The 20,768-nt window shown below is 59.4% G+C and carries 19 protein-coding genes and 1 riboswitch; of the genes, 7 read left to right on the plus strand and 12 right to left on the minus strand.

Translation table 11 applies throughout. The features are described from left to right. Window positions 1-32: 32 nt before the first annotated feature. From cpdA to N018_RS22875, 4 genes are all read right to left on the minus strand, one after another. Entirely contained in the window at window positions 33-839 is an 807-nt protein-coding gene (gene cpdA / locus N018_RS22860; RefSeq protein ID WP_032632628.1) for a 3',5'-cyclic-AMP phosphodiesterase, read from the minus strand. Between the two features lie 87 nt (window positions 840-926). Further along, window positions 927-1,289, minus strand: a complete 363-nt coding sequence (locus N018_RS22865) for a hypothetical protein (protein ID WP_025390827.1) — start codon at window positions 1,287-1,289, stop codon at window positions 927-929. Between the two features lie 270 nt (window positions 1,290-1,559). Next, window positions 1,560-2,012, minus strand: coding sequence for a DUF1249 domain-containing protein (locus N018_RS22870; RefSeq protein ID WP_005620906.1), 453 nt, complete (start codon window positions 2,010-2,012; stop codon window positions 1,560-1,562). Next, window positions 2,003-2,620, minus strand: a complete 618-nt coding sequence (locus tag N018_RS22875; protein ID WP_024644765.1) for an NUDIX domain-containing protein — start codon at window positions 2,618-2,620, stop codon at window positions 2,003-2,005. The genes N018_RS22870 and N018_RS22875 overlap by 10 nt, the downstream gene beginning before the upstream one ends. Before the next feature lie 208 nt (window positions 2,621-2,828). Between N018_RS22875 and N018_RS22880 the strand changes: the two genes are divergently transcribed. Next, window positions 2,829-3,575: an RsiV family protein gene (locus N018_RS22880; protein WP_024644764.1), complete on the plus strand. Its 747-nt coding sequence runs from the start codon at window positions 2,829-2,831 to the stop codon at window positions 3,573-3,575. Here the strand turns inward: N018_RS22880 and cytX are convergent. Continuing rightward, window positions 3,544-4,833, minus strand: a complete 1,290-nt coding sequence (gene cytX / locus N018_RS22885) for a putative hydroxymethylpyrimidine transporter CytX (protein WP_025390828.1) — start codon at window positions 4,831-4,833, stop codon at window positions 3,544-3,546. The genes N018_RS22880 and cytX overlap by 32 nt on opposite strands. A 143-nt stretch (window positions 4,834-4,976) precedes the next feature. Next, window positions 4,977-6,866: a phosphomethylpyrimidine synthase ThiC gene (gene thiC, locus N018_RS22890; RefSeq protein WP_025390829.1), complete on the minus strand. Its 1,890-nt coding sequence runs from the start codon at window positions 6,864-6,866 to the stop codon at window positions 4,977-4,979. Window positions 6,867-7,022: 156 nt separating this feature from the next. Beyond that, a riboswitch (TPP riboswitch) is annotated at window positions 7,023-7,127 on the minus strand. 161 nt (window positions 7,128-7,288) lie between these two features. Here thiC and N018_RS22895 point away from each other — a divergent pair. After that, complete coding sequence (locus N018_RS22895) at window positions 7,289-8,728, plus strand: TolC family outer membrane protein (RefSeq protein WP_025390830.1); 1,440 nt, start codon at window positions 7,289-7,291, stop codon at window positions 8,726-8,728. 197 nt (window positions 8,729-8,925) lie between these two features. Here N018_RS22895 and waaA read toward each other — a convergent pair whose 3' ends face one another. Continuing rightward, window positions 8,926-10,206 carry a lipid IV(A) 3-deoxy-D-manno-octulosonic acid transferase gene (gene waaA, locus N018_RS22900; protein WP_025390831.1) on the minus strand — a complete coding sequence of 427 codons (1,281 nt, stop codon included), beginning with the start codon at window positions 10,204-10,206 and terminating at the stop codon, window positions 8,926-8,928. A gap of 69 nt (window positions 10,207-10,275) precedes the next feature. On the opposite strand from waaA, the gene N018_RS22905 reads away from it, so the two are divergent. From N018_RS22905 to N018_RS22920, 4 genes are read left to right on the plus strand one after another with little or no spacing between them, the layout of a single operon-like run. Continuing rightward, window positions 10,276-10,608 (plus strand): SMR family transporter, encoded by a 333-nt coding sequence (locus N018_RS22905; protein WP_007251975.1) that lies wholly within the window; start codon window positions 10,276-10,278, stop codon window positions 10,606-10,608. Between the two features lie 48 nt (window positions 10,609-10,656). Continuing rightward, window positions 10,657-11,832, plus strand: a complete 1,176-nt coding sequence (locus tag N018_RS22910) for an NAD(P)/FAD-dependent oxidoreductase (RefSeq protein ID WP_024644759.1) — start codon at window positions 10,657-10,659, stop codon at window positions 11,830-11,832. Beyond that, window positions 11,829-12,644 carry an aldo/keto reductase gene (locus tag N018_RS22915; RefSeq protein WP_025390832.1) on the plus strand — a complete coding sequence of 272 codons (816 nt, stop codon included), beginning with the start codon at window positions 11,829-11,831 and terminating at the stop codon, window positions 12,642-12,644. Before N018_RS22910 ends, N018_RS22915 begins: the two co-directional genes overlap by 4 nt. A gap of 36 nt (window positions 12,645-12,680) precedes the next feature. Then, complete coding sequence (locus N018_RS22920) at window positions 12,681-13,637, plus strand: hypothetical protein (RefSeq protein ID WP_024644757.1); 957 nt, start codon at window positions 12,681-12,683, stop codon at window positions 13,635-13,637. 64 nt (window positions 13,638-13,701) lie between these two features. Here the strand turns inward: N018_RS22920 and hldE are convergent, their stop codons facing one another. Beyond that, entirely contained in the window at window positions 13,702-15,123 is a 1,422-nt protein-coding gene (gene hldE, locus N018_RS22925; protein WP_024644756.1) for a bifunctional D-glycero-beta-D-manno-heptose-7-phosphate kinase/D-glycero-beta-D-manno-heptose 1-phosphate adenylyltransferase HldE, read from the minus strand. Between the two features lie 124 nt (window positions 15,124-15,247). Then, on the minus strand, window positions 15,248-17,050 hold the full coding sequence (gene msbA, locus N018_RS22930) for a lipid A export permease/ATP-binding protein MsbA (RefSeq protein ID WP_024644755.1): 1,803 nt from the start codon (window positions 17,048-17,050) through the stop codon (window positions 15,248-15,250). A gap of 124 nt (window positions 17,051-17,174) precedes the next feature. Between msbA and N018_RS22935 the strand changes: the two genes are divergently transcribed. Then, a complete protein-coding gene (locus tag N018_RS22935) occupies window positions 17,175-17,813 on the plus strand; it encodes a toluene tolerance protein (protein ID WP_024644754.1) in 639 nt (212 codons plus the stop codon). Between the two features lie 27 nt (window positions 17,814-17,840). Here N018_RS22935 and N018_RS22940 read toward each other — a convergent pair whose 3' ends face one another. The 3 genes from N018_RS22940 to N018_RS22950 are packed head-to-tail and all read right to left on the minus strand — an operon-like array spanning window position 17,841 to window position 20,767. Then, window positions 17,841-19,016: an O-antigen ligase family protein gene (locus N018_RS22940; RefSeq protein WP_025390833.1), complete on the minus strand. Its 1,176-nt coding sequence runs from the start codon at window positions 19,014-19,016 to the stop codon at window positions 17,841-17,843. Next, on the minus strand, window positions 19,006-19,779 hold the full coding sequence (locus tag N018_RS22945; RefSeq protein WP_024644752.1) for a hypothetical protein: 774 nt from the start codon (window positions 19,777-19,779) through the stop codon (window positions 19,006-19,008). The genes N018_RS22940 and N018_RS22945 overlap by 11 nt, the downstream gene beginning before the upstream one ends. A 31-nt stretch (window positions 19,780-19,810) precedes the next feature. Beyond that, window positions 19,811-20,767, minus strand: coding sequence for a glycosyltransferase (locus tag N018_RS22950; protein ID WP_025390834.1), 957 nt, complete (start codon window positions 20,765-20,767; stop codon window positions 19,811-19,813). Window position 20,768: the final 1 nt, after the last annotated feature.

Below are 20,768 nucleotides of genomic sequence, written 5' to 3' on the forward strand. Positions count from 1 at the left end.
ACACCTCACCGGAAACATGTCGAACGGCTCATTTAATAGCCAGTGCCACTCTCGTCGACTTCAAACAGCATACCCGTGACCCTGGACACCCCGGTTTCCAGCCGCCCATTGTCATGCAGCCGCAACCAGCGATAGCCCGGCGCCGACGTATCGACCTTGAAATCCACGCTGTGCGGTGCGAACTGAATACAGGTCGAGGGCGATGCGAGCAGGCGCACGCCATTACGCATCTGGTCATACTCCTGATGCACATGCCCCCAGAGCACAGCCTTGACCTGCGGGAATCGATCCAGCACCGCAAACAATGCATCAGCGTTGCGCAAACCGATGGGTGCCATCCATTCACAGCCAATGGCCACCGGATGGTGGTGCAGGCAGACCAGATGATGTCGGTCAGGCGCTTCGCTCAACGACTGTTCCAGCAACTGTAGTTGCTGCGCAGCCAGAAAACCCGGCACCGAGCCGGGCACCGCCGAATCCAGCAGCGTCACCCGCCACTGACCGATGTCGATGACCGGCTCAAGCAGCCCGTCACTCAGCGCAACATGCTCCATCTGTGGCAATTCGTCGTGATTACCGGCGAACCAGCGCGCTGGCGCAGCAATACGCGTGCTTATCTGTCGAAACGCTTCGTAGGACTCGACGCTGCCATCCTGGGAAATATCCCCGCTGGCCACCACCAGATCAATCTGCGGCTGCTCGGCCAGCACCCGATCAACAACTTTTTCCAGACTGTCGCGAGTACTCATGCCCAGCAACGCGCCATCCGCCTCGGCGAACAAGTGGCTGTCGGATAACTGCACCAGCAAAACTGACGATGAAGGGGCTGCGCTCGGCAAGGGTGTCTCCCAAGGAGGATTCAGCGCGATTATGTGATGTGGCAACGAGCGGGTAAACCGGGAATGTGGTCGCGGGTGAGCATTTGGTCACATTTGCTGATTCGCTCGATGCTTGAGCACAATTGAAGCAATAAGTCCCGCCAACACCATCCCGGCCATTCCAGCAACCAACAGGTAGCTTAGAGCGTATTCATAAGGCATGCCGGGCCAGATATACCCTGCCAGCAAAAGCATTGCAGCAATCCCGAGAATCATTCCTACCAAACCGGCCAGATGAACGGTCCACGGCATGAGCTTCAGAGACAGAACCCCGATGACTGCTCCAATCATGGCCGCATACAGCGAATGCTCCCAACGCAACGCGCTGCCCAGCAAGGTAATCAACCCGAGATAAAGGAAAAGGCCGAAGGCGATGCCCGAGACGGACGCTAACGGACGCCAGTCAGTCATTTACCGCCACCTTGCAGAGCAGCAAACAATCCGACAGACAATCAGTGTGGATGCCTAAGTAGCTCATTCGTTTTACCTGCAGATTAATTCAGGTCGAATGTAAGGCATGTAGCGTCAAATCCAAGGTGCTGCGGATTTTTCAGAAACGACCTACAGGATCGATGCTTACTCACTGTCAGCCAATACGACTTTTCAATCGATAAGGTCAGGAAGAACACTCAGAACGAAGCAACGAAGGCGTCGCGAGAAAACGACTGAACAAGGGGGGAGTTAACGCACCGCTTCAAACTCATGCCCACACGCCAGGCAATGGCTCAGCCATTCGCCCAGGAACAGGTTGAGCTGGGCCTTTTCGTCTGGCTGGTGCATTTCAGCGTTGGGATAGGGATAGATACCGCGAAAGCGCCGTGCATGTTCGGCACCGATGACTTCGGCCATGCGCGCATCGTGATAGACCTGCACTTCGAGCACGGGCACCGGCAGCCAGGGCAGGCTGTGTTCCTGGCGGACTTGCAGGGTGGTGGTGTACGGGCAGTCGAGCAGCACTTCGACGGCCAGCACGCCCAGCATCTGGTCGCCCTGGGTGACGGCGACGCGGCGCGAGCGCTGTTCGTTGCGCATGTCGGGCAGCAGGCGCATCAGGCGCGCATAGTTGGCCTCGCACGCAGCCTGTAGCCCGGCAAGATCGACACGGTAGCGTTCGCGCAATAGATTCACGACCATAATCCCCTTATTTCAGCGCGATTCAACGCCAGCCATTGCAAGGCAATGATCGTTGAAGCGTTCTTGATTCTTCCGTCTTTCATCGCCTGCATCGCGTCGTCGAACGACCAGACCGTCACGCGGATGTCTTCGCCTTCCGCCTCAAGGCCATGCAAACCACCTGCCCCTGCGCTGCTGCAGCGCCCCATGTACAGGTGGACGAACTCGTCACTGCCGCCCGGCGAAGGGAAATATTTGGTGATTGGCCACAGCGCATCGAACACCAGCCCAGCTTCCTCTTCTGCCTCGCGATGAGCAACTTCTTCCGGCAGCTCGTCCTTGTCAATGAGACCGGCAACCAGTTCGATCAACCATGGGTTGTCGGCCTTCTTCATGGCACCGACGCGGAACTGCTCGATCAGCACCACTTCATCGCGTTTGGCGTCATAAGGAAGCACGCAGACGGCATCGTGACGCACGAACAGTTCGCGACTGATTTCCTTGCTCATGCCACCTGCGAACAGCTCATGGCGCACATGCAGCTTGTCCAGCTTATAGAAGCCCTTGAAGCAGTTTTCACGGCTGATTGTTTCAAACGCTGTAGGTGCAGTTCGTGTGTTCTGGGTCATGGAATTCTCGCTTGCCGCCATTTTGGACATTGGTCCATCCTAACGCGCATCGACGGTCGGATGCAGCCCCCTTGAACACGCAGGGTAGACGGCCGCAACATAAAACAATTCTAATCTGCCATCTAGCGAACCGAAGTCGTTGTTTACAGTCCAACCAGCCTGCACACGCACAACGCAACCGCCTTTTTTGACACTGCCAAGGATCAACATGTCGTTATTGAGGATCACTTCACTGGCTTGCCTGGCCCTGTTGCTCGGCGCCTGCCAAAGCCTCTTCACACCCAACATGCGCACCCCGCTGCAAGTCCAGCGCGATGCTTCCGAGCTGATCAAGCCGGGCTGCACCACCGCTGACTGCCCGCTGGTGAACGTCGATACCGTGCATTTCCCCGATGAGCCGCGCCTGGACGCCATCGTCCAGAAGACGCTGCTGCAATTGACCGTCGGTGAAACCAGCGCGTCGGCACCGCCGTCCGTCAAAGCCTATCAGGAGCAGTTCCTGAGCCAGGCCCAGGGTCGCAACGCCAGTTACCTGCAAGCCAAGGTACGCGAACAGCATGACGGTATCGTGGTTGTGGAGCTGTCCAGTTATCTGGATAACGGTGGCGCTCACGGCAATCCCGGCCGTGCGTTCATCAACTATTCGCGTCAGCAACAGAAAGTTCTGACCCTGGCCGACATGATCATTCCGGGCAAGGAAAGCGAGTTCTGGCAGAAAGCCCAACTGGCTCACCAGGGCTGGCTGGTCTCGACCAAGATGAACGAAGACAGCGAATTCATTAAGACCTGGCCTTTCAAGCGCACACCGCATATCGCCCTGACCTACGGTGCCGTGATCCTCAAGTATCCGGTGGAAACCATTGCGCCCTACGCAATGGGCCATATCGAACTGAAGATTCCTTATCCGCAGCTCAATGGCATCCTCAGACCGGAACTGTTCCCCGGTCGCGGTTGATTGCTCCGTCGATCAACAGCTGCAACACGCCAGCGACAATGAGCGCTGGCAGTGTTGCGCCCACTTCGGGATAGAGATTGGCCAGCAGGTGATAGGTGCTGATGCCGCCCAGCCACGCCAGCAGACTCATCCAGCGCAGCCCCCTCTCCACGACCTGACCACTGCGCCGACGCAGAATGAAATGGTCAACCAGCACCACGCCGAACAGCGGCGCGAACACCGAGCCAATCAGCAACAGGAAGTTCTGGTACTGCGCCAATGGCGCGAGACAGGCGATCAAGGTGCAGATCACGCCAATGATCAATGCCAGATGCTCGACCTTGATGCGCGTCAGCAGCGCGCTGGAAACCGCAGCCGAGTGGATATCAGCGAACGCATTCTCGGTTTCATCCAGCAGAATCAGCAACAGCGGAATCCCCAGGCCTGCACCCGCCAGCGCTAGCAGCAAGGCATTGACTTCACCACTCGGCGCAAACGCCAGGGTGTACGCAACGCCGAGGCTCATCAGCCAGAAGTTGCCGATGAAAAAACCGACTGCGGTGCCGCCGAAGACACTTCTGGCGCGCTGGCCGAAGCGCGAGTAGTCGGCGATCAATGGCAACCAGGACAAGGGCATAGCAATGGCAATGTCGAACCCTGAGGCGAACGGCATCGAACCGTCGCCGGTTGTCGCCCACAGCGCGCCCAGATCAGCTTTGGCGAGCAGGTTCCAGGTCAGCCATGAGCAGGCCGCCAGCAAAATCCATACGCCCCATTTGCGCAAAAAACGGCGCACGAAGGTCAACGGCCCACTGACCGCCAGCAGGGTGGCCAGCGCACCGAACAACAGTGTCCAGAGCAGCGGACTGGTCAATGGGCTGCCGTCTGCAAAAGCTCGGGCGCCCAACAGGCTGGCGGCATCGCGCATGACGATAAGCTCGAAAGAGCCCCAACCGATCAGTTGCAGCAGGTTCAACAGCGCAGGTACCGACGCGCCCTTGCTGCCCAGGCTGAGCGTGAGCGCAGCCATGGACGACAAACCGGTGTCGCAGCCGATCACCGCGACACTGGCGAGCAGCAAAACGCCCAGCAACGTGCCGAGAAAAATCGCCAGCATCGCGCCCGACATGCCGAGCCCCGGCGCCAGCAAGGCCCCGGTCTGCAATACCATCAGGCCGATGCCAAGGGAAAACCACAGGGAAAACAGATCCCGCCCGCCGAACACCCGCTGACTGGCGGGGACGGGGGTGTCGGGGGAATAGGTGCCGGGTGTGTTCACGTGTATGTCTCATGTGGAGCGTTGATGAACTGATAACGGCGGCGCTGCGCGCCCAAAGTCGGACGCAGAGCAGGCTTTTGCCCGGTTGGCTCCTGCGCCCTGCGGGCAGAAGCCAACGCTCTAAAGGTGCGGGCTGCTGCTCTCTACACTTTCTTGTACAGCTGACTACCTTCCTGCTTGAACCGCTCGGCCTGTTCGGCGAGGCCTTTGGCGACGTCGACGTCCACCGCTTCAATACGCTGATTGGCCGCGTACTCACGTACTTCCTGGGTGATTTTCATCGAGCAGAATTTCGGCCCGCACATGGAACAGAAGTGCGCGACCTTGGCCGAGTCCTTGGGCAGGGTTTCGTCGTGGTACGAGCGTGCGGTGTCCGGGTCCAGGCCAAGGTTGAACTGGTCTTCCCAGCGAAATTCAAAGCGTGCCTTGCTCAGCGCGTTGTCGCGGATCTGCGCGCCCGGATGCCCTTTGGCCAGATCCGCCGCGTGGGCAGCGATCTTGTAGGTGATGATCCCGGTCTTCACGTCATCCTTGTTCGGCAGCCCCAGGTGCTCCTTGGGCGTGACGTAACACAGCATGGCGCAGCCAAACCAGCCGATCATTGCTGCGCCGATGCCTGACGTGATGTGGTCGTAACCCGGAGCGATATCGGTGGTCAGCGGGCCCAGCGTGTAGAACGGCGCTTCGTCGCAGCATTCCAGTTGCTTGTCCATGTTCTCCTTGATCAACTGCATCGGCACATGACCGGGGCCTTCGATCATGGTCTGCACGTCATGCTTCCAGGCGATTTTGGTCAGTTCGCCGAGGGTTTCCAGTTCACCAAATTGTGCCGCGTCGTTGGCGTCGGCAATCGAGCCGGGACGCAGGCCGTCGCCCAGCGAGAAGCTGACGTCGTAGGCCTTCATGATTTCGCAGATGTCTTCGAAATGGGTGTACAGGAAGTTTTCCTGGTGATGCGCCAGGCACCACTTGGCCATGATCGAGCCGCCCCGGCTGACAATCCCGGTCACACGCTTGGCGGTCAGTGGCACATAGCGCAGCAGCACGCCAGCGTGGATAGTGAAGTAATCGACCCCCTGCTCGGCCTGCTCGATCAGCGTGTCGCGGAACAGCTCCCAGGTCAGGTCCTCGGCCGCGCCACCGACTTTTTCCAGCGCCTGATAGATCGGCACAGTGCCAATCGGTACCGGCGAGTTGCGGATGATCCATTCGCGGGTTTCGTGAATGTGCTTGCCAGTGGACAAGTCCATGACCGTGTCCGAGCCCCAGCGAATGCCCCAGGTCAGCTTGGCGACTTCCTCTTCAATCGAGGAACCCAGCGCACTGTTGCCGATGTTGCCGTTGATCTTCACCAGGAAGTTACGGCCGATGATCATCGGTTCCAGTTCGACGTGGTTGATGTTGGCCGGGATGATGGCGCGGCCACGGGCGATCTCTTCACGCACGAACTCGGCGGTGATTTCCTTCGGGACGCTGGCACCGAAACTGTGCCCGGCGTGCTGCTGGGTCAGCAGGCCGGCGGCGCGGGCTTCCTGAAGCTTCATGTTCTCGCGGATGGCGACGTATTCCATCTCGGCGGTAATGATGCCCTGACGCGCATAGTGCATCTGGCTGACGTTGGCCCCTGACTTGGCGCGGCGCGGGTTGCGCACATGGGCAAAACGCAGCGCGGTCAGTTCGGCGTCGCTCAAGCGTTGCTGGCCGAAGTTGGAGGTCAGGCCAGGCAGGCGCTCGGTGTCATTGCGCGACTCGATCCACGGAGAGCGGACGTCGGCCAGGCCTTTGCGCACGTCGATGATCACGTTGGGGTCGGTATACGGGCCGGAGGTGTCATAAACCGTGACCGGGGCATTGATTTCGCCGCCAAAGTCGGTCGGTGTGACATCCAGAGTGATTTCGCGCATCGGCACGCGGATGTCCGGGCGCGAGCCCTGAACGTAGATTTTCTGCGAACGGGTAAAGGGCTGTACCGATCCGGAATCGACCTGCGCCGACTCGCTCAAATGGGCTGTGTTTTTTAGTGTTGTACTCATCACGGGCTCTCCAGACATCCGGTTGCGGATTTATTGTCGGAGTGACCTGATCATGACGGACGGATGCACCAGTGCTGGTGCTGAGTATCGAAAGGAGGCGAAACTGTTCATTATTTGAACAATCGACCCCGGACGAAACTCAAGAGGACTCGCCGGGAGACGAGAAATCTTGTTCCCTACGCAGGCGCTAACCTGATCAGGTTCAACGGGATCCGGTTTAACCGATCTCAGCCTCATAGCAAGGCACCCCGACAAGAACGCGGTCAGTCTATGACGGGGCGCGGTCGCAATGCCAGCCTATTTGCACAGACCTCGATAAATGGCGTGAATCGACGATTGTTGCAAAAAGCGTCTGGCTCTACACTCGCTAGCCCGGTTTTTTTCAAACTGTGATTACTTTCTTCATGAACAGGGAATGCCTCATGTTGCGCAAACTTTCGTTGGTTGTGGCCGTTTCGTTTGCGTCCAGCGGGCTGACCTGGGCAGCCGACCTGCCAATGCCGACCAAGACCGGCCTGCTGAATGTGTATCAGCAGGCGGTGGACAACAACGCCGACCTCGCCGCTTCGCGCGCTGATTACGATGCCCGCAAAGAAGTCGTGCCGCAGGCGCGTGCCGGTCTGCTGCCGAATATTTCCGGTAGCGTGCAGAACAGCAACACCCGCACCAGCATCGACCAGCCACGAGCCGTTGCCACCCGCAGCGGCAATGTCTATCAAGCCACACTGAGCCAGCCGATCTTCCGCGCCGACCGCTGGTTCCAGTTGCAGGCAGCAGAAGCGAGCAACGAACAGGCAGCACTGGAGCTGTCCGCCACCGAACAGAACCTGATCCTGCAATCGGCGCAGAGCTATTTCAGCGTGTTGCGTGCGCAGGACAACCTGGCGTCGACCAAGGCTGAGGAAGCAGCATTCAAACGCCAGCTGGATCAGGCCAATGAGCGCTTCGATGTCGGCCTGTCGGACAAGACCGATGTGCTGCAAGCTCAGGCCAGTTATGACACATCGCGCGCCAGCCGGCTGCTCGCCAAGCGTCAGGTGGAGGATGCCTTTCAGGCGTTGGTAACCCTGACCAATCGTGAATACAACTCCATCGAAGGCATCGTCCACACGTTACCGGTGCTCGCGCCCACACCCAATGACGCCAAGGCCTGGGTCGACACCGCCGCACAGCAGAACCTCAATCTGCTGGCCAGTAACTACGCGGTCAGCGCCGCCGAAGAAACCCTGCGCCAGCGCAAGGCCGGGCACGCACCGACACTGGACGCCGTGGCCACCTACCAGCGTGGCGACAACGACGCACTGGGTTTCAGCAACCCCAACTACACCGGCCGCAATTACGGCGGCGATGTCGAGCAGCGCAGCATTGGTGTGCAGTTGAATATCCCGATCTATAGCGGCGGTTTGACCAGCTCGCAGGTGCGCGAGGCTTATTCGCGGTTGAGCCAGAGCGAGCAGCGTCGTGAAAGCCTGCGCCGTCAGGTGGTGGAAAACACCCGCAACCTGCACCGTGCCGTGAACACTGATGTGGAGCAGGTCCAGGCGCGCAAGCAGTCGATCATCTCCAACCAGAGCGCGCTGGAAGCCACGGAAATCGGCTATCAGGTCGGTACGCGCAACATCGTCGACGTGCTGGATGCGCAGCGCCAGCTGTATGCCTCGGTGCGTGATTACAACAACACGCGCTATGACTATATCCTCGACAACCTGCGCCTCAAGCAGGCAGCCGGCACCCTGAACCCCGGCGACCTGCAGGACCTGTCGCGCTACCTGAAGCCTGACTACAACCCGGACAAGGACTTCCTGCCGCCGGACCTGGCGACTGCGACGCAGAAGAACTTCGAGCGGCCTGCGCAACGCTGAGGTTGCTGGCCGTTCTGGATGCTTTTAAGGCATGCAGCGCGGCGCAGATGTGTGACCCGGAGCGTCACCCAGGCATTCTCGCGCTGGAGCGTGAGGAACGATAGGCGTCTGCACAGGCGTGAGGAACGAGAATCTCAACTATCGTGCCGACGCTCTGCGTCGGTATGCAGTTCTGGGCGCTCCGCGCCCTCCCCGATTCAGCGCCGGGCTATCAACCGGCCTATCCCGTCCAGCAAGCGCTGCAGCGCACCTTGATTGGCTTTCATCACCGCCAGTCCAGCCTCGGCCATACCGCGGGCCAGTTCCGGCTGGTCTATCAGGCGCTGCACGACAGCAGCGAGTGTGGTCGCGTCACTGACGTCTTCCAGCGCACCGGCATTGCGCAGCTTTTCGGCAATTTCAAGAAAGTTGAAAAGGTGCGGGCCGCTCAGTATAGGTTTGGCCAGCGCAGCAGGCTCCAACAGGTTGTGTCCGCCGTTGGGCACCAGACTGCCGCCAACGAAGGCAATATCAGCCAGCGCATAGAGAAACAGCAATTCGCCCATGGTATCGCCCAGCAGCACCGAGGCGTCTGGCGTGACAGGTTGTTCCGAGGAACGCCTGACGGTGGCAAAGCCCTGCTGCTGACACAGCGCATGCACGCTGCCGAAGCGTTCGGGGTGACGCGGCACCAGAATCAGCAGCGCATCGGGGTGGCTCGTCAGTAGCGTGCGATGGGCTGAAAGAACGCTTTCGTCCTCGCCAGCATGGGTGCTGGCGGCGATCCACACCGGACGCCGCGTCGCCTGCCATTGCTCACGCAGTTGCGCAGCGCGCTCCAGCAGTTGCGGGTCGATGCTCAGGTCGAACTTGATCGAGCCGGTCACCGCAACGCATTCGGGACGCGCACCCAGATCGCGAAAGCGCTGCGCTTCGGCTTCAGTCTGCACCGCAAGCCAGGCCATTTCCGAAAGCATCGGCCGGGTCAGCCTGGCAAAACGTGCGTAGCCACGCGCCGAACGCTCCGACAACCGCGCGTTGGCCAGCACCACGGGAATCTCGCGCCTGGCACACTGATGAATGTGATTGGGCCACAGCTCGGTCTCCATGATGATGCCCAGCCGCGGCTGCACATGATCGAGAAAGCGCCCGGCGGCCCACGGCAGGTCATACGGCAGGTAGCAATGCTGAATGCGCGGCTCGCTGGCGAACAGCGCCTTGATTCGCTCCGAACCTGTGGGCGTCATGCAAGTCACAGTGATCGGCAACTGCGGGTATTGCGCCAGCAGCGCACGAATCATCGGCGCGGCTGCAATGCTTTCGCCGACCGACACCGCGTGTACCCAGATGCCGCCGTGCTGCATGGCAGGCAGGCCTCTGGCGAAGCGTTCGCCGATACGCTGGCGATACGCCGGGGCTTTGCGCGCACGCAGCCACAGGCGCAGTGCGACCAGCGGCAGGCCGAGATGAAACAGCACGGTATAAAGAGTTCTATTCATGGGCGCGGAGTTTATCAGCCCGCCATCACAAGTCGCTAGAATGCGCAGCCTGACGAAAAGGAATGCACCATGAACGCTTACTACCTATTGGCAATCGCCGTGTGCGCGGAAGTCATCGCCACCACCTCCATGAAAGCGGTCAAGGGATTCAGCACACCCCTGCCCTTGATACTGCTGATCACCGGCTACGCGATTGCGTTCTGGATGCTGATTCTGGTGATGCGCACGATTCCGGTCGGCATCACTTACGCCATCTGGTCGGGGATGGGCATCGTCATGGTGAGCATCGCCGCGTTCTTTATCTACGGTCAAAAGCTCGATCTGCCCGCGCTATTGGGTATGGGGATGATTGTCGCTGGCGTGGCGGTCATCCAGCTGTTCTCGAAAACCGCCGGGCATTGAAAACCTGATCCCTTATAATGCTCGTACTTTTTGCTCACTGAGGTGCTCATGCCATCGGTTATTTCCACTGACGTCCTGATTGTCGGGGCTGGCGTAGCCGGTCTCTGGCTCAATGCCCGGTTGCGTCGTCAAGGGTTCTCGACAGTGCTGGTAGAAAGCGCCAGCCTGGGTGGCGGGCAGAGCCTCAAGTCGCAGGGGATCATTCACGGCGGCGCCAAATACGCACTGCATGGCGCGCTGTCCGGCGCTTCGGAAGCCATCGCCGACATGCCACGCCGCTGGCGTGAAGCGCTCGACGGCAAGGGCGAGCTGGACCTGTCTGGCGTACGCCTGCTGTCCGAGGCCCATTACCTGTGGTCGCCGGGCACCATCGCCGGCAACCTGACCAGCTTTTTCGCCAGCAAGGCGGTGCGCGGCCGCGTGGATCAGGTCAAGGGCGAGCAACTGCCGCCGGCTCTGCAAAACCCGAAATTCAAGGGCAAGGTCTATCGACTGGCGGAGCTGGTGGTCGACGTGCCAAGCCTGATCGAACGACTCGCAGAACTGGCGGGCGACAGCCTGTTGGCCGGGCAGAAAATCGAGCCGCTGTACGAGGCGGATGAGCTGATCGGCCTGCGCGTCGACGGTCGCGATATTCATGCCCAGCGTATCGTGCTCAGCGCCGGGGGTGGCAATGCCGAGCTGTTGAACGCACTGGGCGTGGCGCAACCGCAGATGCAACGCCGTCCGCTGCACATGGTGCTGGTCAAGGGGCCGACCCTGAAACCGCTGTTCGCCCACTGCCTGGGCGGCGGGCCCAAGCCGCGCATCACGGTCACCACGCATCCGGCGGCTGATGGCCAGTGCGTGTGGTACCTGGGCGGAGACCTGGCCGAGGCCGATGGCGTGGCACGCGAACCGGAAGCGCAGATTGCCGTCGCTCGCAAGGAGCTCGAAGCCCTGCTGCCGTGGGTCGACCTGAGCCAGGCGCAATGGGCGACCCTGCGGGTGGATCGCGCCGAGCCTGCGCAATCCGGGCTAGTGCGCCCGGACAACGCCTTTCTCGACAGCCAGCATCGCCTGATGATCGGCTGGCCGACCAAGCTCGCCCTGGCACCGGACTTCGCCGATCGGGTCCTGTCCCAACTGTCGCGAGACGGCATCCATCCGACACCGCAAGCACCGCTGGTGGATGTGCCAAGGCCGCCAATGGCCATACCTGTGTGGGATGAACTGCTGCCATGAGCCTGAAAACCCTGCACGACCTGCATCGTCCATTAGGCAGCACCGGCCTGAGCGTCTCGCCGCTGGGGCTGGGCACCGTCAAACTGGGCCGCGACGTGGGCGTCAAATACCCCAGCGGCTTCAAGATCCCCGATGACCAGCAGGCACAGATGCTGCTGCGCATGGCCCGCGACATGGGCATCAACCTGATCGATACAGCTCCGGCCTATGGCACCAGCGAAGAACGCCTCGGTCCGCTGCTCCGCGGGCAGCGTCAGGACTGGGTGATCGTCAGCAAGGCGGGCGAAGAATTCGACAACGGTCAGTCGCGCCACGACTTCAGCGCAGAACACACACGCCGCTCGGTGGAGCGTAGCCTGAAACGTCTTGAAACTGACTTTCTCGATCTGGTCCTGGTGCATTCGGACGGCAACGATCTGGCGATTCTCAACGACGCAGAGGTGTACCAGACACTGGCTGATCTCAAGCGCGAAGGCAAGATCCGTGGCTTCGGTTTTTCCGGCAAGACCGTCGAGGGCGGCCTGCTGGCCTTGCGCGAAGGGGACTGCGCGATGGTCACTTACAACCTCAATGAACAGGATGAAAAACCGGTTCTGGACTACGCTGCCGCGCACGGCAAAGGCATCCTGGTCAAGAAAGCACTGGCCAGTGGTCATGTCTGCCTGACACCGGGCATGGACCCGGTACAGGCCAGCTTCCAACTGCTGTTTGGGCATCCGGGGGTTGCCAGTGCTATTGTCGGAACCATCAACCCCATGCACCTGGCGCACAACGTTGCAACTGCCGCTGCCGTGATTTGCCGTCAAGCCTGATTGAGGCGGCCGACCCCAACGCAAGAAGGAGCCGTTATGCCGCGAACACTGATCCGCAAGAACCCCAGCAACTTCAAGACCCTGCCACTGTTCGTCGAGGCCACGCCGGAAAATCTGACCTACCAGAGCGTCGGCATGCCGATGAACTTCGCGCAGACCTTGCAGCGGCGGCGCAAAATCGACGTGCCGGACACCGAGCGTTTCGCCACCGAACTGGCCAACCTGGGTGTGTCGGTGCGCCTGACCGTCAGTTGGCAGAACCGCGACTATTGGGTGCTGGTCCGCCAGCGCCGTCAGGACCGTGGCGACGTGGTGCTCAAGCTGATCTCCGGCTACGTTCCGGCCCATGAGCTGAGCCTGCCGCTGCACACCGCGATTCAGGAAGTGGCCGAAGAGTGCCTGATCGAAACGCCCCAGGGCTGGCTCAGCGGGCGCTTCAAGGACACCTGGCTGCCCGCGCCCTATGCCGCAGCGCTGCATTATCGCGAAGCCATGCCCTTTCGCCTGAGCCCGTTGTCCGGCGCGGCACGACCGGTACGCAGCGGCACCCTTACGCTACTGGAACGGCCTCGGGCCTATGTGCATCTGCCCACCGCGTCGCTGCAATTGATCTACGACATGCGTCTGGAAATCCCCAAAGAGGCACGCCCGGTCAGCCTGTTTCACGTCGATGAGGCGCTGGAAAACGACGAACTGGTCGCCCGCCTCAATCGCAGCAAGCCTGACCTGTATCTGATGCCGCTGGAAAACGGAGCGCCGCTGCCCGAGCTGTACACGCTCAAGCGCGACAAGCTGATCCCGGCCCCGACCCGAGGGCTGTATCTGGCAGAGAGTTTTGCCGCGCAGGACGGCTGGGTGGTGCGCGAAGAACGCATTCGCTGGAAGGACTGGCTGCGTCAGCAGGGCATGACCCCGCCACCGAAAAAAACCGGCCTCAAACGCCTGACCGGCAAAGCCCGGGAGCTGATACAGGCGATGAGTGGCAGGCTTTGAGCTGCAAGCTGCAAGCTGCAAGCTGCAAGCTTGAAGCTTGAAGCTTGAAGCTTGAAGCTTGAGACTACTGGTTACGAATCTTCTCGACGATGGCCGTGGTCGAGCTGTTTTCCACCAGCCCAAGCACCTTCACTTCGCCGCCGTAGGCCTGGACGATATCGGCACCGACAACCTGCTCGACCCCGTAATCACCGCCTTTGACGAGCACGTCCGGTTTGACGTGAGCGAGCAGGTTTTCCGGCGTTCCTTCAGGAAAGCTGATCACCCAGTCCACCGCGCCCAGCCCAGCCAGTACCGCCATGCGCCGGTCGACGCTGTTGATCGGACGGCCCGGCCCTTTCAGGCGGCTGACCGAAGCATCGTCGTTGACCGCAACAATCAGACGATCACCCAGCGCACGCGCCTGTTCCAGATAGGTCACGTGCCCGGCATGCAGAATGTCGAAGCAGCCGTTGGTGAACACGATCTTTTCCTGGTGCGCACGCGCATCGTCGACGGCCAGCAGCAATTGCTCCAGCCCCAGCACACCGCGCTCTGAGCCTTCTTCGCGCTGGATGGCGCGACGCAGTTCCGGGGCGCTGATCGCAGCTGTACCCAGCTTGCCGACCACAATGCCTGCCGCCAGATTGGCCAGGGCCACGGCATGCGGCAGCTCCTCACCCGCCGCAATCGCTGCCGCCAGGGTGGAAATGACTGTATCGCCAGCACCGGTCACATCGAACACTTCGCGAGCACGGGCAGGCAGGTGAAGCGCCTGTTGATCAGGGCGCAGCAGGGTCATGCCATGCTCGCCACGGGTCACCAGCAACGCACCCAGATCAAGCTCCTGCATCAACTGCGCACCTTTGGTGACCAGTTGCGCCTCGTCTTCACAATGTCCGACGATGGCTTCGAATTCGCTGAGGTTCGGCGTAATCAGGCTGGCACCGCGATAGATCGCGAAGTCCTTGCCCTTGGGGTCGGCGAGCACCGGAATGCCGCGCTTGCGGGCGGCCTGAATCAGCGCCTGATGGTTCTTCAGCGCGCCCTTGCCGTAATCCGACAGGACCAGCACCTTGATGCCATCGAGCAGGCTGTAGACCTCTGCACTCAGGGCCAGCGGGTCGGTGTTGAACGGTTCTTCGAAATCGATACGCAGCAATTGCTGATGGCGACTCATGACGCGCAACTTGACGATGGTCGGCTGATTGGCGATGCGCTGGAAGCGCGCCAATACGCCCGCCGCTTTCAAGCTGTTGGACAGGCTTTCTGCAGCCTCGTCGTCGCCCGTCACGCCGACCAGCGATGCAGGAGCACCCAGGGCTGCGATGTTCAAGGCCACGTTGGCCGCGCCACCGGGGCGATCCTCGATCTGATCGACCTTGACCACCGGCACTGGCGCTTCAGGGGAAATACGCGAGGTACCACCATGCCAGTATCGGTCGAGCATGACATCGCCGACCACCAGGACAGGGGCCTGATCAAAGCGCGGCATGGATAGCTTCATGGAACAACCCGTACTTGAAAAATGGACAGGGGCGGAATCTTAGCACAGGGGTTTGCAACCGGCAGGCTGTTGAATCGCGCCGCTTAAAGGCAGGCGGGCTGCATCAGCCCGCCGGATAATGAGGTCACACCGCGCCGACAGGAGCTGGCTCGTCCAGTCCCATGGCGTGCAGACGGGCGTAGTAACCGTTCTGCGCAAGCAACTCTGCGTGAGTGCCGCGCTCGACGATCTTCCCGGCATCCATGACCAGAATCATGTCGGCCTTCTCGATGGTCGAAAGGCGGTGGGCGATGACCAGTGTGGTACGGCCCTTCATGACGTGATCCAGTGCTGCCTGGATATGCCGTTCGGACTCGGTATCCAGCGCTGACGTAGCTTCGTCGAGAATCAGCAGCGGTGCGTTCTTGAGCAGTGCGCGGGCTATGGCCAGACGCTGCCGTTGACCACCGGACAACAGCACACCGTTTTCACCGACCTGAGTGTCGAACCCCTGCGGCAGCTGGTCGATGAACTCCTTGGCGTAGGCATCAGCAGCGGCCGCTTCGATGTCCGCACGCGGTGCACCGGCCAGATCGCCATAGGCAATGTTGTTGGCAATCGTGTCGTTGAACAGCGTGACGTTCTGATTGACCTGGGCAATGTGCCTGCGCAGGTTACGCAAACGGTAGTCATTGATCTCGACGCCATCGAGCAAAATGCTACCCATCTCGTGCCCGTAGAAACGCGGGATGAGATTGGCCAGCGTCGACTTTCCGCTACCGGAACGCCCCACCAGCGCAATCATCTGCCCCGGTGCCGCAGAAAAACTGATGTCGTTCAATACCTGGCGCGCGGTCTGCGGATAGAAGAAGCTGAGGTTTTTGACTTCCAGGTGACCGGTGACACGATCGCGCTCGATGGTGCCCGTATCGACCTCCTCTTCGACGTCCAGTTGCTCGAAGATACTTTCAGCACCGGCAACGCCTTTCTGGATGGTCGAACTGACTTCCGACAGCTGACGGATCGGCTTGGGCAACAAACCGGCTGCGGTGATATAAGCCACCAGATCGCCCGCTGTCGCGTCGCCGCGCAGGAACAGCACCAGAAACATCAGCACCGCCATAGCGCTGTAGATCACCAGTTGCAGCATCGGCGTGTAGATTGCGCCGGTTTTAGTCATGCGCAGTTGTTTGCGAGTGTTGCTGTCACTGGCCTCGGCGAAACGGTTCTTCTCGTAAGCCTCGCCACCAAAGCTGCGTACCACGCGATAGCCTTGAATGGTCTCCGACGCGACGTGGGTGACATCGCCCATCGCCACTTGAATCTTCTTGCTCTGCTTGCGGAATTTCTTGCTTGCGCTGCCCACCATGACGGCTATCAGCGGCAGGATGGCGAGCATCACCATGGTCAGTTTCCAGTTCATCATCAGCAGGTAGATGAACAGGAACACAACCGTCAGACCTTCGCGAATCACCACCTTGATGGCATCGGTGGCAGCACCGGTCACCATGGTGACGTTGAAGGTGATGCGCGAGATCAGATGGCCGGAATTGGTCGTGTCGAAATAACGATTGGGCAATACCAGCAACTTGTTGAACAGTTCGACGCGCAGGTCATGCACCAGCCCCAGCGAAACCTTGGCCAGAAAGTAGTTACCCAGAAACGAACCAAGCCCTTGCCAGGCGGCAATCAGGACGATCAGCAGCGGCACCGCCTGCAACAGTTGCAGCTCGCGCAAATAAGGTACGTTGGGAAACAGCACAGCTTCGGGATTGGTCAGGCCATCGACAAAGTATTTGAGGATGCCGGCGAGCATCGGCTGGGTCGAAGCGAAGATCACGAAACCAATGATGCTGAGCAGGAAAATGCCCACATACGGACGCACATAAGACAACAAGCGAAAATAGATTTTCACGCTGGAGGTTGTGGACGATTCGGAGGTTGTCATGAGAATCCGTCGTATTAAAAAGAGGCCGAATTGTATCACAGCAGTTTTCGCGGCTGCCTGCTGCGGTAACATAGGCGGCCCGTCCATTCCCTGGAGTTTCCGGGGCGTAAAAACCGGAGTATCGATGCAAGCGCTTGACCACGCCCATTATCTTGACCTGGTTCAAGGTGCCGAAGTGCTTGAAGCTGACGGCACGGGTGACAAAGTACTACGCCTGCGTGACGGCTCGATGTTGAAATTGTTTCGACGTAAACGTTTTGTCAGCTCGGCAGCCTGGTATCCCTATGCGCAGCGCTTCGCAGACAATTGCGTAACGCTGGCCAGCCGCGACGTCCCGTGCCCGCGCATCCGCACCGTAAGCCGGATCGCAGAGATCGAGCGCGATGCGGTGCATTACGATCCACTGGCCGGGTTTACCCTGCGCCAATTGCTGGGCTGCGCGCTCAGCGATGACCGTCTGCGCACGCAGCTAGGGCGCTTCATCGCGAGCCTGCATGAAAAAGGTATCTACTTTCGCTCGGCACACCTGGGCAATGTGATCCTCACTCCTGAGGGCGAACTGGGTCTGATCGACATCGCCGACATGAAAATCTATCGCCACTCGCTGCGTAAAAGCCTGCGTCTGCGTAATTTCAAGCACATGCTGCGCTATCAGGAAGACCGCAAATGGCTGCTGGATGATGGCAATCCAGCGTTTCTGGACGGTTACATGAGTGCCCAGTCTACCTGCGACACCGACGAACTTACCCAGGCAATCAACTAAAAATGGCCGCTTTCGCGGCCATTTTTGTCAGACTTCTGCTGTCCGTTGGAGTCGATGCTTCTGCACCACTAGTCCCAGCACCATCGTCGCCGGTAACAACACCAGAACCCATAACTCATCTGGATTACCGACCAACTGGCCGCCGTCGAAATTGAGCATGATCAGCGCGCACGCCAGATAAAGGCCCCACGCATCGCCATTGCGCAAGGCGTTCCACAGCGTCATGGCCATCACGACCAGAAACATCACCAACGAAGCCGCGCCGGTATACAGCCCCAACGAGACGAAGATGTTGTGCGGATGCTGGATCGGTATGCCGCCAGTCAGCGTCTTGGTGGTGTAGAAGTCGACACCGCAGCCCAATAACCAGCCGCAGTTGCGCCACTCGCCGGTCATGATTTCAAACAGTTCGATGCGGTAAGAGTCGCCCCTGACCATCAGCAAGGCAACCCACTGTTCATCCTTCACAAGCCAGAAGCCTGCCGCTGTCACGACACCCAATGCCAGCAAGGCCACAACGGTGCGCTGCGGAAAGCGGTAGAGCGAATAAGCTGTGCAGACAAGAAACAGGAAGGCCATGCCCACCAGCGCAGTGCGGGTCTGAACGATAAAGGCTGTAAGCAGCAACGTAACGAGCACGGCACAGACCGCCTCGACCCAGCGCCGCTCCCTCGCCCACAATGGCAATGCCAGCGCAAGGCTGCACACCAGCCAGGCACTCGCGTAAATCACGTTTTGCATGCGCCCGGGAAGGATCGCCACACGCTGCCCGAACTGAAATTGTCCGGTAACCCAGCTGTGAATACTGCTGATCAGGATGTACAGGCAAATAGCCCAGAACATGCCGCGCACGAAGACTCCGCGGCGGAAGAAATCGTTGTTCGTTATGCCTGCACCCACAAAGACGAACAAGCTGACGTAGATAATGTGCTTGTAGTACTGAAACTCCTGCGCTTGCAGGGCCGGAACCAGAAAGCACGCCATGAACACGACCCAGGCAATACCCAGCGGTATCACGAAGACCCCGGCGCCACGGTATCTGATCAGGAAGAACAAACCTGGTAGAGCCGTGAATGCATAAAACAGATTATTGGTCATCTTGGCTGATGGGTTGAGAATAAAACTCAGCAGAAAGACGACGAGCACTGCAACGAAATACGTCTGTACTTTTTTACTCGGGATAACGCTTCGGTCAACGGACATTATTTAGCAACCAGCCTGCTACCAGGGCAACGAGCACAGCGACGATCAGCTTGAGGCTTTCCCGACGCTTGCGACGCTGTTTGTCCAGCCGCTCCTGCGGCACCACCACGTGCTCACCGAAACCGGTGTGCAATACGGCATCATTTTCCAGAATCAGAGCGTAACGGTTTTGCGCAGCGAATAATTGTGAAAGTTTTTTCTCGCCGCCTTGCGCAGCATAAGGCGCATGCTGTTGGTAATCAGCCAGACGGCGAAGCCCGGGATTGAAGGAAAAACCCTGCCATTCCTGCTTGTGCGAGCCCAGCTTGTAAAACGGGATACCTTCGACCACTTCACGCTCGTTCAGATAGACATAAGGGCTGTGGATGCGCAGATCATGATTGTAGCTGCGCAACCAGACCTGCAATGCCTGGGGATCGTGCTCAAGCAAAGTCATCGACTCTTCGATGAAGTGCGGGCGATAGAATTCCCAGTCATCTTCACAATGGAAAACCCAGGACGTCTCGATCAATGAGTACGCCGCATCGACAGAGCGCATCTGCCCCAGCTTGGGGTTGTTGATGATAAAGCGCGTATGCGGGTGCCAGTGTTCGGGAATGCAGCCCTGGACCTGGGCATCGCCCGAGTCTTCGGTAATCAGCACATGGCGTATAGGTGCCGTATTGAAACGGTCGAACGTTTCCAGGGTGCGCTTCAACAAGTCGAATCGACCACAACTGGTGACGACCAGCGTGATGTCGCTGTTTTCGCTGAATACCATCATTCGTTCCCAATCATTGAATATTCGTAATTAACTACCATCCCCACCGTGACCGCAGACGATCGACCCAGCTCAACGCTGGCATGCTGCGCAGTGGCGAATGCATGGCATCCACAATGGCTTTTCCAAGGGCGTGGAATGTAAAGCGTTCCTCGACCAAAGTCTGCCCATTACGGGATATTTCGCTGGCCAGCGCGGTGTTCTCGCGCAACTGCGCCAGCTTTTCACGAAGTTGGGGAATGTCGCGGTAAAGCACAATATTGTGCATGTCCACGAAGCCTAGCGCGCGATTCTCTTCGGCGCCCTGATCGAAGGCCAGCAGCACACAACCGCAGGCCATAGCCTCGAAATTCTTGATCATGTATTCGCCCATGCCGACATCGGCACTGACGAAAAAGCGGATGCGATTGAGGGTGTCGCAATACTCTTCCCCGGACTTGGTGCGCGTGACGAGCAGATTTTCGACCTGCCCCAACTCGTCCAGCAATGCCTTGCGACCGCTGTAAGCCACGCTGTTGGTGCTGCCCACAAAAGCCAGTTCGATGTCACGCTCGCGCGCTTGCAGCTGCAACAGGCTTTGGTCATAGCCCTTGGGCACGAACACCGCATCGAAGCCTTCTTCGCGCAGGCGTTCGCTGACCATGAAACCCGAACAGATCACCCGCGCCCAGGGCAGCTTGCGATAGTGCGCGCTGAACTTGCCGGTGTACTTGCAAGGGATGTAATTCTGGTAGGCATCGTGTTCAAGAATGACCAGATTGGGAATCGTGCGAATGAACCCGACCTGACGCACTTCCTGCTTGAAGCGCAGGAAAAACACGATCCGGTCATAACGGGTGACGTCTACTTCACGGCGGAAATAGCCACGCAGGTTGCGCTGCTCATCAGAGCTCAGCCAATGCACCTCACAATCGCAATGCGCGGCGATGCCTTCATAGAGACGGTCCAGAATGGCCCGCTGCTCTTTCTGGACCAGAAGTAGAACTTTCATG

It is taken from the genome of Pseudomonas syringae CC1557, from assembly GCF_000452705.1.
GTDB lineage: Bacteria > Pseudomonadota > Gammaproteobacteria > Pseudomonadales > Pseudomonadaceae > Aquipseudomonas > Aquipseudomonas syringae_F.